13 protein-coding genes are annotated in these 13,300 nt (G+C 61.1%); 5 read left to right on the top strand and 8 right to left on the bottom strand.

The window, feature by feature from the left end:
• Window positions 1-113 precede the first annotated feature (113 nt).
• Window positions 114-479 (top strand): hypothetical protein, encoded by a 366-nt coding sequence (locus E4Z66_RS05060; RefSeq protein WP_136461848.1) that lies wholly within the window; start codon window positions 114-116, stop codon window positions 477-479.
• 20 nt (window positions 480-499) lie between these two features.
• Here E4Z66_RS05060 and ilvN read toward each other — a convergent pair whose 3' ends face one another.
• The 4 genes from ilvN to E4Z66_RS05040 all read right to left on the bottom strand — a co-directional run bounded on the left by ilvN (window position 500) and on the right by E4Z66_RS05040 (window position 5,429).
• Window positions 500-1,060, bottom strand: coding sequence for an acetolactate synthase small subunit (gene ilvN, locus E4Z66_RS05055; RefSeq protein ID WP_136461847.1), 561 nt, complete (start codon window positions 1,058-1,060; stop codon window positions 500-502).
• An 82-nt stretch (window positions 1,061-1,142) separates the two neighbouring features.
• Window positions 1,143-2,897: an acetolactate synthase 3 large subunit gene (locus E4Z66_RS05050; protein ID WP_136461846.1), complete on the bottom strand. Its 1,755-nt coding sequence runs from the start codon at window positions 2,895-2,897 to the stop codon at window positions 1,143-1,145.
• Between the two features lie 469 nt (window positions 2,898-3,366).
• Window positions 3,367-4,011 (bottom strand): response regulator transcription factor, encoded by a 645-nt coding sequence (locus E4Z66_RS05045; RefSeq protein ID WP_136461845.1) that lies wholly within the window; start codon window positions 4,009-4,011, stop codon window positions 3,367-3,369.
• A complete protein-coding gene (locus E4Z66_RS05040) occupies window positions 4,008-5,429 on the bottom strand; it encodes a cache domain-containing protein (RefSeq protein ID WP_136461844.1) in 1,422 nt (473 codons plus the stop codon). The genes E4Z66_RS05045 and E4Z66_RS05040 overlap by 4 nt, the downstream gene beginning before the upstream one ends.
• 231 nt (window positions 5,430-5,660) lie before the next feature.
• Between E4Z66_RS05040 and E4Z66_RS05035 the strand changes: the two genes are divergently transcribed.
• The 3 genes from E4Z66_RS05035 (at window position 5,661) to E4Z66_RS05025 (ending at window position 10,168) form a co-directional block, all read left to right on the top strand.
• Entirely contained in the window at window positions 5,661-6,737 is a 1,077-nt protein-coding gene (locus tag E4Z66_RS05035; protein ID WP_136461843.1) for a TRAP transporter substrate-binding protein, read from the top strand.
• A 113-nt stretch (window positions 6,738-6,850) separates the two neighbouring features.
• Window positions 6,851-7,798 carry a TRAP transporter small permease subunit gene (locus E4Z66_RS05030; RefSeq protein WP_136461842.1) on the top strand — a complete coding sequence of 316 codons (948 nt, stop codon included), beginning with the start codon at window positions 6,851-6,853 and terminating at the stop codon, window positions 7,796-7,798.
• Between the two features lie 18 nt (window positions 7,799-7,816).
• Window positions 7,817-10,168 carry a TRAP transporter large permease subunit gene (locus E4Z66_RS05025; protein ID WP_136461841.1) on the top strand — a complete coding sequence of 784 codons (2,352 nt, stop codon included), beginning with the start codon at window positions 7,817-7,819 and terminating at the stop codon, window positions 10,166-10,168.
• A gap of 95 nt (window positions 10,169-10,263) precedes the next feature.
• Here the strand turns inward: E4Z66_RS05025 and E4Z66_RS05020 are convergent, their stop codons facing one another.
• From E4Z66_RS05020 to E4Z66_RS05010, 3 genes are all read right to left on the bottom strand, one after another.
• Entirely contained in the window at window positions 10,264-10,680 is a 417-nt protein-coding gene (locus tag E4Z66_RS05020; RefSeq protein WP_136461840.1) for a VOC family protein, read from the bottom strand.
• A gap of 85 nt (window positions 10,681-10,765) precedes the next feature.
• Window positions 10,766-11,302, bottom strand: coding sequence for a GNAT family N-acetyltransferase (locus E4Z66_RS05015; protein WP_246035882.1), 537 nt, complete (start codon window positions 11,300-11,302; stop codon window positions 10,766-10,768).
• 2 nt (window positions 11,303-11,304) lie between these two features.
• Complete coding sequence (locus E4Z66_RS05010) at window positions 11,305-11,865, bottom strand: helix-turn-helix domain-containing protein (RefSeq protein WP_136461839.1); 561 nt, start codon at window positions 11,863-11,865, stop codon at window positions 11,305-11,307.
• A 132-nt stretch (window positions 11,866-11,997) separates the two neighbouring features.
• Here E4Z66_RS05010 and E4Z66_RS05005 point away from each other — a divergent pair, with 132 nt between their 5' ends.
• Window positions 11,998-12,891: a sulfotransferase domain-containing protein gene (locus tag E4Z66_RS05005; protein ID WP_136461838.1), complete on the top strand. Its 894-nt coding sequence runs from the start codon at window positions 11,998-12,000 to the stop codon at window positions 12,889-12,891.
• A gap of 13 nt (window positions 12,892-12,904) precedes the next feature.
• Here E4Z66_RS05005 and E4Z66_RS05000 read toward each other — a convergent pair whose 3' ends face one another.
• Entirely contained in the window at window positions 12,905-13,297 is a 393-nt protein-coding gene (locus E4Z66_RS05000; protein ID WP_136461837.1) for a VOC family protein, read from the bottom strand.
• Between the last annotated feature and the right edge of the window lie 3 nt (window positions 13,298-13,300).

Raw genomic sequence — 13,300 nt, 5'->3', positions numbered from 1 at the left:
TTTGTACCCAAGTGACTCAACGAACGGTAGATTCGGTTAACAGGTGCAAGTTCCCTTGGCGCGGGGAGGGGCACTGGGCCGTGAACGGTGAATAACGATGATCGGAACGACAGATGTATGGTGTAATTCTCTGGAGTGACCCGCTTGATCGCCGCGCGGTAATTTGGTGCGAAGATCAACGGGGATTGGCCTATTACGAGGATCCCCAACGCGCGGTGGATGCCGTGGATATCGAGAAGATCTTTTTCGATCCCGGCGATCTCGTTGAATTCGATGTGACATTCGAACAGGACAAGCGCCTTGCCTTCAACGCGGCAAGCGTCGTGCTGAGCAATCGGCATGTGGTGCTGGAACCGTCAGACGGCGTGATCGCGCCATTTGTGGGCATGGCGTCAGAGACGCAAACTTTGCCGCCCAAAGACCCTGACAACGTGATCATGTTGGCAGCGCACCGCGTTGGCGGAGCGCGCTGGGATTAATTGCGCAAAGGCGGTGCCGGTTACACGCCGCGGCTAAGCGCCGCAACGCCGGTTCGGGCGACTTCCACCAACCCGAGCGGACGCATCAGTTCCGCGAAAGCGTCGATCTTTTCCGGCGCTCCGGTGATTTCGAACACGAAGCTTTCGAGCGTGCTGTCCACGACATTGGCGCGGAAAATCTCTGCGATGCGCAGGGCTTCGACCCGCTTTTCACCCGATCCCGCAACCTTGAAGATTGCAAGCTCACGCTCGACGCTGTGCCCTTCGACCGTCAGGTCATGGACGTCATGGACCGAAACGATACGGCCAAGCTGGGCCTTGATCTGTTCGATCACCTGCGGCGTGCCGCGCGTGACGATGGTAATGCGCGACAGATGACCGGTATGATCCACCTCGGCCACCGTCAGGCTGTCGATGTTGTAACCGCGCCCGGAAAACAGACCGATGACGCGGGCCAGCACACCCGGTTCGTTTTCGACCAGCACCGCAAGCGTATGGCGTTCTTCCACATCGCTGAATGTGGGACGTAGGTTATAGGCGGAATGGCTCGTGGAGCCTTTCTTGATTTTCAGGGCAGACATCGATCTCTCGTCTCCGTTCTTTCCGTTAGCGCCGGAAACCGTCACGGTTTCCGGCCCGTTTTCCGTGCCGGAAAACGCGGCGTTACACCAAGACCGAGCCTTTGGCGTCGATCACACCTTGGGTGTCGGCCTCGCCCAGCAGCATCTCGTTATGCGCTTTGCCCGACGGGATCATCGGGAAGCAGTTCTCGTGCTTCTCGACAAGGCAGTCGAAGATCACCGGGCCGTCATGGTTGATCATCTCCATGATCGCGTCATCCAGATCGGCCGGGTCAGAGCAGATGATCCCCTTCGCGCCAAAGGCTTCGGCCAGTTTCACGAAATCGGGCAGGGCTTCGGACCAGGAGTGCGAGTAACGCTCGCCATGCAGCAATTCCTGCCACTGGCGCACCATGCCAAGCCGTTCGTTGTTCAGGATGAACTGTTTGACCGGCAGGCGGAACTGCACTGCCGTGCCCATTTCCTGCATGTTCATCAGCCACGAGGCTTCGCCCGCGACGTTGATCACCAACGCGTCCTGATGCGCCATTTGAACGCCAATCGATGCCGGGAAGCCATAGCCCATCGTGCCCAGTCCGCCAGAGGTCATCCATTGGTTCGGCTGATCGAAGCCAAGGAACTGCGCGGCCCACATCTGGTGCTGGCCGACTTCGGTGCAGATGAACCGGTCCTTGCGGTCCTTCGTCAGCGCTTCAAGCCGTTGCAGCGCGTATTGCGGTTTGATGGTGGTTTTGGAGCCGGTGTAGGCGAGGCAATTCACCTTCTTCCATTCGTCGATCTTGCCCCACCATGTCTTCACGGCCTCGGCGTTGGTCTTGCGACCGCGCGACTTCCAGACTTTCAGGATGTCTTCCAGCACATGGGCCACATCGCCGACAATCGGGATATCGGTCTTGATCACCTTGTTGATCGAGGACGGGTCGATATCGATATGCGCCTTGATGGATTTCGGGCTGAACGCATCCAGCCGCCCGGTGATCCGGTCATCGAAGCGGGCACCGATATTGATCATCAGATCGCAATCATGCATCGCAAGGTTGGCCTCATAAAGCCCGTGCATCCCCAGCATCCCCAACCATTTGTCGCCGGATGCGGGGTAGGCGCCAAGCCCCATCAGCGTGGAAGTGATGGGAAAGCCGGTCGCTTCGACCAGTTCGCGCAGCAATTGGCTTGCTGCCGGGCCGGAATTGATCACGCCGCCGCCGGTGTAGAACACCGGGCGCTTGGCGGTCTCCATCGCGGCGACCAGTTCCGTGATCTCCTCCATATCGCCCTTCACCTGCGGCTGGTAATGCGAGGCCGAGGGTTTGGCACCCTGATAAGTGCCAGTGGCGAATTGCACATCCTTTGGGATGTCGATCAGAACCGGGCCGGGGCGGCCTGCGGTCGCCACATGGAAGGCCTCGTGAATGGTGGCGGACAGCCGGTCGGTCTCTTTCACCAGCCAGTTATGCTTGGTGCAGGGGCGGGTGATGCCCACGGTGTCGGCTTCCTGAAACGCATCCGAGCCGATCATGAAGGTCGGCACCTGTCCGGTCAGAACCACGATCGGGATGGAATCCATCAGCGCGTCGGTCAGCCCGGTTACCGCGTTGGTCGCCCCCGGACCGGAGGTCACAAGGCACACGCCCGGTTTCCCGGTCGAACGCGCATAGCCTTCGGCGGCATGCACCGCGCCCTGTTCGTGACGAACAAGGATATGGCGGATGTTGTTCTGCTGAAAAATCTCGTCGTAAATCGGTAGTACCGCACCGCCGGGGTATCCGAATACTGTGTCCACACCCTGATCGATCAGGGCTTGAACGACCATTTTCGCTCCGGTCATCTGGCGTGCCATTGTGCTGTTCTCCGATCTCAGGACACTGTCATTTTCGCATAAAAAAGCCCCCGGTTTGCAGTCGGGGGCGCATGGGTCTTGATATGGTCAACCGTTACCGGCCCATGCGCGTTATTCCTACAATTACGACTAGATCAGCCATTGTTCAGGGACTCCTTAAGCGTGGCGGGACATTAGGAGCCGCGTATCGGGGCGTCAACAGCGAAAACGACAAAAAACATACTCTCAGACCGGTAAATTTTGAAACTATCTTGCGTTTGCTGTCGCCGGATGGACATTTTCGCGAATTCAGCGTGGTTTTTGCCCCGGTTTCGGGCGCGCGTGCGCCTTCAAGTCCACCGCCGGGCATGATGCGGCCGGGTATCTGGGCGCATGTGCCGCGCCGGATTGGATGTATTACGCCGAAAGAGGGGACAGCGCTCCGGCGATCTTGGGGCCCCGTGTTACAGGTGGCCCCCGGCGCGCGCTTTTAGATCGATACGCCGGTGCCCTGCAAAACCCCGTGTTCCATCGCATAGCGCGTAAGGCCCGCGGTGGTGGAAATCCCCAGTTTGCGCTTGATGTTCTTACGGTGGGTTTCGACCGTGCGCACAGAGATATCCAGGGCCAGCGCGACCTCCTTGTTGGAGCGGCCTTGCGCCAGTTGCAGCAGGATCGTCTGTTCCCGGTTGGTTAGGCTGCGCGAGACAGAGACCGATTTCGGCTCCAACGCGCCTTCGGCCCCGGTGCACAAATAGCGTTCCCCGCGCATCACCGTATCGATCGCGGTGCGGATTTCGTCCGTGGGCACGTCCTTGAGCACATATCCCATCGCGCCATGCGTCAGCGCCGAGGACACATATTCCGGGCTGTCGTGCATGGACAGGATCAGGATGCGCGTGTCTGGGCGCTGTTCCAGCACGACTTCGGTCGCGGTCAGGCCGCCCATGCCCGGCATGTTCAGGTCCATCAGGATCACATCAGGGCAAAGCCTGTCCAACTGGTCCACCACCGCTTGCCCGTCGCCAAGCGTGCCGACGACGTCTATATCGTCATAGCTTTCGAGGATCGATTGAATGCCTTCGGCCACCATCGGGTGATCGTCCACGACAAGGATGCGGATACGGTCGGTCATGCGCGGTTCTGTGCGTCCTGAATTGTGGTCGGCTCGGGCGGAAGCAGGTGGCTCAGCGGCACGGTGGCTTCGATCACGGTGCCGGCTTCCGCTTTGCCCCGTGCCGACAGGATGCGCAAGGTGCCGTCGATTTGTGACATGCGCTCTTCCATGTTGCGCAGGCCAGAGCCATCGCCCCGCGCCGAAGATACGCCCACACCGTTATCGCTGATCCGCAGCGTCGCGCCCTTGCGGTGGCCGCGCAGATCGACCTTGACCTCGGTGGCCTGCGCGTGCCGTTCGATATTGGTGAGCGCTTCCTGCGCAATCCGGTAGAGCGCGATCTTTGCCTCCGGGTCGAGGCGGTTGCGAAACACCACCGTGTTGAACTCCGTCGTGATGCCGGTGCGGGCGGCGAAATCCTCGACCAGTGTCTTGATGGCGGGGCCGAGGCCCAGATCATCCAGCACGCCGGGGCGCAGATCCCGGCTGATCCGGCGCACTTCGGAGATCGCGTTGCCAAGCGCGTCCATCCCCTTGTCGAGGCTGGCGGAGGCTCCGTCCTCGCCCCGCGCCAATTTGCGCCGCGCAGTGTCCAGCGCATAGCGGATGCCGACAAGGATCTGGCTGATCCCGTCATGAAGTTCCCGCGCCACGCGCCCGCGCTCTTCCTCTTGCGCGTCAAAGACCCGCTGGGTCAGTTCCTTCAGCTTGGCATCGGCCAGTCGGCGTTCGCGGAAATTGATGAACATGCCCGAGGCAAAGACCAGCAGAAGCGCGGCCAGCGTGATCCCGGCAATGTAGAAGGATGTGCGCTGCACGCGCGCCTCGACCTCGGCGCGGGCGGCGGCGACCGTGCCCAGCACATCGTCGATGAAGACGCCGGTGCCCACGGCCCACCGCCAATCCTGAAAGCCCAGAACGAACGTGATCATGCGCGCGTCCTCCCCGGTGGAGGGTTTGGGCCACAAATGCGTGACATAGCCGGACCCTTGCCGCGCCAGCCGGACATATTCGCGGACGATCTGCGTGCCTTCGGCATCGGTCAGGTCGATCCAGTTCTGCCCGATCCGGTCTGTCTGCCGGGGCGAGACCAGATTGTTGCCGTCGTAATCATAGACGAAGAAAAACCCTTCCTCGCCATAGATCATCGCCGCGAGGATCTGGGCCACTTGCTGCTTGGCGGCGGCATCTTCGGGGGCGGCGCTGCCATATATGAAGTAGAAGCCGTTGCGCGCCTGCGTGACGTAGTTGCGCAGCTCTTCTTTCTTGGCTTCAAGCAGGCGGGTTTCCAGCGTCTGGATTTCCTGTTCGGCGACGGTTTTGGATTGCAGCGCCACAAGCGAGGCAATCGCCGCCATGGCCAGCACCAGAGGCACCGCCGCGACAAGCGAGAGTTTCTGGCTGTAGGTCAGATGTATCCGGTCGGCGAAGCGCATCGATGATTCGTTACGATGGATTGGGCGCGAATCAAACCCCGGATCACGCGGTTTTCCTACCTTTGAGTATCCTATCTTGCCCGATTCGTTCAAGTTTTGCTGCATTCGCAGGCAAACTACGTAGTGATGGGTATTTCTATCGGGCGCGCGATCGGTATGGTTGCCCCACCGTAAACGATCCGCAGGCGAGGGAGAGCCTGTACGTCTGCGAAAACCGGGAGGAGTATCTCAATGGATCGTCGTTCATTTTTGAAGAAGTCCGCACTTGGCGGTGCCGCAGCGACCACGCTGGCAGCCCCCGCCTATGCGCAGGGCAAACGTACGCTGACAATGGTGACCACGTGGGGACGTGGTCTGGCCGGCGTGCATGATTCCGCGCAGCGCGTTGCGGATTCCATCACCGCCATGACCGATGGCGACCTGACCGTTGACCTGAAAGCGGCTGGCGAACTGGTTGGCGCGTTCGAAGTCTTTGACGCCGTGACCTCTGGTCAGGCCGACATGTATCACGGTGCCGACTACTACTTCGTGGGTCAGCATCCGGGTTATGCCTTTTTCACCGCCGTGCCGTTCGGTCTGACCGCGCAAGAGCAGGTGAACTGGTACTACCACGATGGCGGTATGGAGCTGCATGACGAGCTGGGTCAGATCTTTGGTCTGAAATCCTTCCTCGGCGGCAACACCGGCGCGCAGGCGGGTGGCTGGTTCCGTAAGGAAATCAACGGCCCCGACGATTTCAACGGCCTGAAGTTCCGTATGCCGGGTCTGGGCGGCAAGGCGCTGGGCAAGCTGGGCGCATCCGTGCAGAACATTCCGGGCGGCGAAGTGTATCAGGCGCTGTCCTCCGGTGCGATCGACGGCACCGAGTGGATCGGACCCTGGGCGGACGAAAAAGCCGGTTTCCAGGAAATCACCAAGACCTACTATACCGCTGGCTTCCACGAGCCGGGCGCGTCCCTGTCGGTTGCGACCAACCGCGACGTGTTCGAAAGCCTGTCGCCGGCGCACCAGAAGGTCATCGAGATCGCATCCGCAGAAGCGCACCAGTGGAACCTGGCGCAATTCCTGGCCAACAACGGTGCGGCGCTTCAGCGTCTGCAATCGGGCGGCGTGAAGATCCTCGAATTCCCGGACAGCGTTTGGGATGCCTTCGGCAAGGCTTCGCAGGAAGTGCACGACGAGAACCTCGGCGACGATCTTTACAAGAAGATCCACGACAGCGCGATGGCATCCATGAAGTCCTCCTCGGGCTGGCTGGGCCGCTCTTCGGCAGCTTACGTGGCGCAGCGCGACCGCGTTCTGGGCTAATCACGGCCTGATCTACGGCATAGCCTCTCCGCTCCGGCGGGGAGGCGCATCTATTCAAAGACGCCGCCGTTGGGGACAGGGCGGGGCGCGCAATCATCAAATGTGGGGGCATCATGCAGGACGAGGTCACAACTTCATTCGGAGGGCAGCTCTGGGGCGGCATAATGTGGCTGCTTGAGAACCTCGTAATGGGGATCGTGAATATCTTCACAGCACTCTTCAACGCCGGATCCTGGCTGGATTGGATGAGCTGGGAGAACACGACCGAAGACAAAGAATCCCTGATGCGCTTCGTCTATTACGGTGGTTCGGCAGAGTTCTTCTTTGTCGTCTTCTCGCTGTTTTTGCTGATCACATTGGTGGGGATCTGGAAGCGGAACTGGCTTTGGGGGGCCGTCCGCGTGCTTGAGACCTTTGCCAACACGGTGGGTCGGTTCTTTGCCTGGGCGGGGCTTCTCATGGTGCTCCAGCAGATCGTAATCGTCTTTATCCAGCGTGTGTTCGCGCGGCCTGACATCACAATCGGGTTCGGCATTCCGATGCAGTTCGACATCTCGTGGTATGCAGAAGAATTGAAGCTTTACAATGCGTTGGTCGTCGCGCTTTGCGTCACATACACATTCGTGCAGGGCGGGCATGTGCGGGTAGACCTTGTCTATTCCGCCGTCAAATTCCGCACCAAGCGCGTGATCGACATGGTCGGCGCGCTGATTTTCATGATGCCGGTCGCGGTGCTGACATGGATGTATTCGTGGTACTTCCTGTGGCGTCACCTGATCGTGCCGAAGCCGTCGGCGTCAGATCAGCTTGACCGTCTGGTGATGAAAGCGCGGGCGCTGCGCTGGAATGTGGAAACCATCGGGTTCAGCCCGAACGGCTTTACCGCGTATTTCCTGTTCAAGATTCTGCTGGTTGTGTTCTGCGGCATCGTGTTCCTGCAGGCGGCGGCATTCTTCTGGCGATGCTACCTCGAATTTGTCGAGGGCGAAGAGAGCGAGGGCAAACACCTCGACAAAGATAGTCTCGGCGAGGGTGAAGAAGCCTTCGAAGGCACACACTAATTCCGGGGGCAGTGGGTTATGTTTGGACTTGATGGCGTAGAAATCGGCCTGATCATCGTTTTTGTCTGCCTGTTCGGCGGCATTCTTTCCGGCTTCCCGGTGGCATTCGCCATCGGCGGGGCAGGGCTTATCGCATTCGGGATCATTGCCGCGCTGGACAGCGCCGGGTTGCTGATCCACCAGGCGATCGACAGTTCATCGGATGCGTTCCGGGCGCTGGTGGCAGAGGGGGTCAACCCCAACACCATATCGATCTTCCGATACCCGGACCTGCCACGACTGGCAGAGCCGGTCTTCCCGCAGGGCTGGGAAGTGGCGATGGACCGGAATATCTCCTTCATCGTGAACCGGATCAACGAACGGGTTCTGGCGGGCCAGTCGATCGAGACTTTGCTGGCGGTGCTGATGTTCGTTCTGATGGGCATCACGCTGGAACGGTCCAAGATCGCGAATGATCTGCTGACCACGATGGCGCGTGTCTTCGGCCCGCTGCCGGGCGGTCTGGCCGTGTCCATCGTTGTGGTGGGCGCGTTCCTTGCGGCCTCCACCGGGATCGTGGGCGCGACCGTGGTAACGATGGGCCTGCTGGCCTTGCCGACCATGCTGCGCAACAACTACTCGCCCGAGATCGCCACCGGCGTCATCGCGGCATCGGGCACGCTGGGGCAGATCATTCCGCCATCCATCGTGATCGTTCTGCTGGGCACATTGGCCGGGGATCTTTATTCCGCCGCGCAGGAAACCCGTGCGCAGGTGGCTGGCTGTACCGATGCGCTGACCTATCTGGGCGAGCCTGCGGTTCTGTCCGTCGGCACCTTGTTCCAGGCCGCGCTGCTGCCCGGCATCCTGCTGGCGCTGCTTTATGCGCTTTATGCCTTTGGCTATGCGCTGGTGAACCCGTCCAAGGCACCTGCGGTGCCGATGGGATCGTCCAACGAAGAGCCCATCACCCGGGGTGAGGCGTTTACCTGGTTCCTCGGCGCACCTATCGCGCTGATTGCCGGGACAATGCTGCTGTCCTCGCTGGGTGTGGTCGGGTCGCAAAGCCTGACGGTGTCCAGCTTCTCCGATCTTGGGGAAAGCGCGGCGCTGCGCACCAATGTGAGCCCGGAATGCCAAGCCTCCATGATTGAACTGCATGGACAGTCCGCTTGGGATGGCGCGGTGGCCCAACAGGCAGAGATCGACGCGGCAGGCGGGCTGCAACAGTCCGAACGTCTGACCGATGAGCAAATGATCGAAGCGCGCGAGAGCCTGATTGCGAACGCTGCGCCGATCGGCAGCGGTATCGCGATCCTCGTGGTGATGCTGAGCCTCGTTCTGACAACGGCGCGCGGTATCTCTCCGTCCTCCGATCCGCGTCCCTTGCTGATCGGTGCCTTGGGGGCGGTTCTGATCTTCCTGGCCGATATCCTGCTGATCGGGGCAGATACCAGCGCGGGCCTGTCGGTCGTGATCTGGGCGCTGCCCATGGCGATGCTGCTTTACGGCTGTGTCCATGCGGTCCGCTATTGCGCCAAGAACGAGCTGATCCGCGTGGTCTTCCCGCCCTTGGTTCTGATCGTGGCTGTGCTTGGTTCCATCCTTGGGGGGATCACCAACCCGACACCGGCGGCGGCGCTTGGGGCGGGCGGGGCGATCATGCTCGCGGCCTATCGCAAGCTGCGCGATCAGGACCGCAGTCCCAAGATCATCATCTGGTCGACATTGGCCATTGTGATCTGCCTTCTGGTTGGCGTGAATTTCGACCTGCGCATCAATACGGACGATGTGAGCTTTGAAAGCTGGGTCGCGTTCTTCGTCGCCTATGCGGCCTATCTCTATGCGTTGTTCGGGCTGCTGTTCAGCTGCTACGTGCTTTATACCTCCGGCGTTCTGACCCCGGTGGTGCGGGAGACGGCGAAAGTCACTTCCATGGTGTTCGCGATCCTGATCGGCTCGCAGCTTCTGAACCTCGTGGTGATCTCCTTCGGGGGTGAGCATTACATCCAGCAATGGCTGAAAAGCTTCGATGACGAGTTCACGGTCTTCCTGATCGTGATGCTGGTGCTGTTCATCCTTGGCTTCGTGCTCGACTTCCTTGAGATCATCTACATCGTGATCCCGATCGTCGGGCCGGTCATCTATGGCGGCAGCTTCGATCCGAAATGGGTCACGATCATGATCGCGGTGAACCTGCAAACGTCCTTCCTGACACCGCCCTTTGGCTTTGCGCTGTTCTATCTGCGCGGGGTGGCACCGAAGGAAGTCACGACGGGCCACATCTATCGCGGCGTGCTGCCCTTCGTGCTGATCCAGGTGCTGGGGCTGGCGATCCTGTGGTTCTTCCCGGACATCGTCACCATCGTGCCGGAACTGATCGGCCGCTGACGCGGCTGCTGTCAGGCAATCGGAATTGGAAAGGGCGCCTCGGTCGGGGCGCCCTTTTTGCAGCGGGGGGGCGGGATCGGGGGCAGGCTGTGGTCCTAGTCGTCGCGGCCCGGCTCATCGGGATTGGCGGAGAACAGCGCGATCTTGTTGCCCTGCGGGTCGCGCAGATAACCGACATAGAACTGCGGACCATAGGCGGCACGAAACCCCGGCGCCCCTTCGTCGGTGCCGCCCGCCTGCACCGCAGCGGCATGAAGCGCGCGGACCTGCGCCTGCGCGGGCACCTCGAAGGCCACCATCGCGCCATTGCCTGCCGAAGCAGGTTTTCCGTCGAAGGTGGGCTTCACATAGAAATCGGGCAGAACCGGCGACTGGCCGTCCGGCGCGGGCAGCGCAAAGCTAAGCCCCTCTGGCCCCTCGGTCAGGCCATAGCCAAGCGCGGGTAGAAACGCGGCATAGAACCGCTTTGCCCGCGCGATATCATCCGCGCCGACAGTGACATAGGCGATCATGGCGGGGGCCTTTCCTGCTGGACCTGTGGCCCTGTTTAGGTCTTCGTCGTCGCGGGCTCAACTCTGGCCTCCGCTGGCCGGGTGCTTAAACGTAGCGATACATATAGGTGGTTGCGTGGCGCTGGATGCCGTCCGGGTCAAAAGCGTAATCCGGGATCGTCCCGGCGACTTCAAACCCGACCCGGCGATACAGCCCTTCGGACACATCGCCGCTGCGGGTATCCAGCGTGACGATGGTTTTCCCCGCGTCCTTGGCGGCGCGCAAAGCGGCCTGCATTAGGGCAGTGCCCAGTCCAAGGCGGCGCCCTTCGGGGTGGACGATCATCTTGGAGATTTCTCCGCGATGCGGCTGGTTCGGCGGCATTGCCAAAACAAGTTGCACCGTGCCAATCAGCCTGCCGTCCTGAACTGCGCCCAGCAGCAACCGGTCCCCGCGCGCGACATCGGGTCGGACGCTATCGGACCAGAACGCGGCGGCGGCTTCCTGTGACAGGGGCGACATGAAGCTGATGGCGGCGCCGTCCTCCACGCTGTCGATCAGCACGCGGCACAGATCGTCCAGATGGCGGTCCATATCGTCGGCGGTCAGGCGGGCAATCGTGGTGGTTGGGGGCAGGGGCATGGTCATGACAAGGCGATCACATAAGAACAAGGGGAGGCGGCGGTGCGAAAGACAGTCTCGCCAAACAGCACGTAGCGCAGGCAATCGCCCTGTCGTAACGGGTGGGTCCTGCCTTCGACGGTAATCTCTATCTCACCCGACAGAACATAGAGGTGATGTTCCTGGCCCGGCACCGCAGGCGCGGCATAGGTGATGGTCTGGTCTTCGCCCAGCGTGGCCTCGATCAGTTCGACGGATAATTGCCCGCTGGGCGGCGACACGCTGCGCCGGGTGAAGGCGTGGCCGGGATCGGTCCAGACCGCCTGCTCAGAGCGCCGGATAACAGGTTGGAACGCTTGTTCCATCGGGCTCAGCAATTGCGAGATCGGCAAGGCATAGGCCGACGCCAGCCGCCCCAGCGTTTCTGCCGTTGGGCTTACCTCGTTCTTCTCGATGCGAGAGAGGGTCGCGCGGCTCAGCCCCGTCGCGCGGGCCAGCGCATCAAGGGTCATGTCGCAGCCTTCACGCAAAGAGCGCAGATGCTGTCCCAATGGGGCGGAAGAGGTGACGGTGGGGTGAGTCATATGTGGGAATATTTCCGAATATGAACATTCAGTCAAGTGTCCGGACGCGGTCTTTGACAAGGCGCGCCGCATCTCGTTCAGTTGGCGGTGGGCGGGCTTTCGCACCCCGCCCGGTAGAAGGAATGACCGGACATGCCGCAGAACACGCCGCGCAGACAGCTTTATCTGGGTCCGCTCACGGATAACCGGCGCTGGGATCATGTGGACCTGCGCCCCGATGATGTGATTGTCGTGACCCCGCCCAAATGCGGAACCACATGGATGCAGACCATCGTCGCGCTGCTGCTTTCGGGCGATCCAGAGGTAGAGACACAATTATCGGTCAAGATGCCATGGGTCGATAACCGGATGCGCGCGATTTCGGATGTCGCCGGACGTCTGGCCGCCATGCAAAACCGCCGCAGCCTGAAAAGCCATACGCCGCTGGACGGCCTGCCGCTGGGGGAGGGCGGGCAGTATCTGTGCGTTTTCCGCCATCCGCTTGATGCGCATTTCTCGTTCCGCAATCACGCGCAGAATGCGCCGATGCCGGTGTTCAAGATGTGGTATCCCGAGGACGACAGCACCGGGCAGGCCTTTCGCTGGTTTCTGGAGGGTGGACCGGAAGGGTTCGATACCGATCTGATGCCGCTGGCCCATATTCTGCGCCACTACCGGGCGGCCAAGGCGGTGGCAGAGCGGCCCAATGTGACGCTGTTCCACTACCGCGATATGCAGCGGGATTTGGCCGGCACGTTCGACGCCGTCGCGGCGCTGTTGGGGGTTTCGCACCCTGCGCCGGTCATGGCCGATTTGGTGGCGGCCGCGCAGTTCGACAATATGCAGCAGAATGCGGAACGCTATTCGCCGTCGGGTGGTACGGGGTTCTTCAAATCCGATGCCGCTTTCTTTCATAGCGGCACCAGCGGCAAATGGCATGGCAAGCTGACAGAGGCGGAGCTGGCGGGCTATGACGCGATGATGGCGGCGGAACTATCGCCAGAAGATCGCCTTTGGCTTGAGAACGGCGCGCAGCCTGACGATTAGGGCCGGGCGCCGGTCAGGCGAAGGCGATCAGATCCCAGCGATTGCCCCAGGGGTCACGCCAGACCGCGACCTTGCCATACGGCTCCGACCTTGGGGCCTCTTCAAAGGTGACGCCTGCGGCCAGCATCCGGGCATGGTCCCGGTCAAAATCATCCGTGGAAAGAAAAAATCCTACGCGCCCGCCTGTCTGGTTGCCAATGGCCGCACGCTGCGCATCATTGGCGGCCTCCGCCAGCAGCAAAGAGCCGTCAGCGCCACCCGGCGGCGCCACGCGCACCCAGCGTTTGCCATCGCCCAGATCGATGTCCTGAAGCAGGGTAAAGCCCACGGCATCCACATAGAAGGCAATCGCGCGGTCGTAATCATCCACGACCAGCGTGACGGCATGCAGACTTTGACGGGCCATTTC

The organism is Aliishimia ponticola (assembly GCF_004803475.1).
Lineage (GTDB): Bacteria > Pseudomonadota > Alphaproteobacteria > Rhodobacterales > Rhodobacteraceae > Aliishimia > Aliishimia ponticola.
This window is presented reverse-complemented; position numbering and strand designations above follow the sequence as displayed.

Bases quoted from the DNA above. Each gene is read 5' to 3' on its own strand.
- E4Z66_RS05060 (WP_136461848.1), top strand. From the start codon at position 114: ATGTATGGTGTAATTCTCTGGAGTGACCCGCTTGATCGCCGCGCGGTA.
- ilvN (WP_136461847.1), bottom strand. From the start codon at position 1,060: ATGTCTGCCCTGAAAATCAAGAAAGGCTCCACGAGCCATTCCGCCTAT.
- E4Z66_RS05050 (WP_136461846.1), bottom strand. From the start codon at position 2,897: ATGGCACGCCAGATGACCGGAGCGAAAATGGTCGTTCAAGCCCTGATC.
- E4Z66_RS05045 (WP_136461845.1), bottom strand. From the start codon at position 4,011: ATGACCGACCGTATCCGCATCCTTGTCGTGGACGATCACCCGATGGTG.
- E4Z66_RS05040 (WP_136461844.1), bottom strand. From the start codon at position 5,429: ATGCGCTTCGCCGACCGGATACATCTGACCTACAGCCAGAAACTCTCG.
- E4Z66_RS05035 (WP_136461843.1), top strand. From the start codon at position 5,661: ATGGATCGTCGTTCATTTTTGAAGAAGTCCGCACTTGGCGGTGCCGCA.
- E4Z66_RS05030 (WP_136461842.1), top strand. From the start codon at position 6,851: ATGCAGGACGAGGTCACAACTTCATTCGGAGGGCAGCTCTGGGGCGGC.
- E4Z66_RS05025 (WP_136461841.1), top strand. From the start codon at position 7,817: ATGTTTGGACTTGATGGCGTAGAAATCGGCCTGATCATCGTTTTTGTC.
- E4Z66_RS05020 (WP_136461840.1), bottom strand. From the start codon at position 10,680: ATGATCGCCTATGTCACTGTCGGCGCGGATGATATCGCGCGGGCAAAG.
- E4Z66_RS05015 (WP_246035882.1), bottom strand. From the start codon at position 11,302: ATGCCCCTGCCCCCAACCACCACGATTGCCCGCCTGACCGCCGACGAT.
- E4Z66_RS05010 (WP_136461839.1), bottom strand. From the start codon at position 11,865: ATGACTCACCCCACCGTCACCTCTTCCGCCCCATTGGGACAGCATCTG.
- E4Z66_RS05005 (WP_136461838.1), top strand. From the start codon at position 11,998: ATGCCGCAGAACACGCCGCGCAGACAGCTTTATCTGGGTCCGCTCACG.
- E4Z66_RS05000 (WP_136461837.1), bottom strand. From the start codon at position 13,297: ATGGCCCGTCAAAGTCTGCATGCCGTCACGCTGGTCGTGGATGATTAC.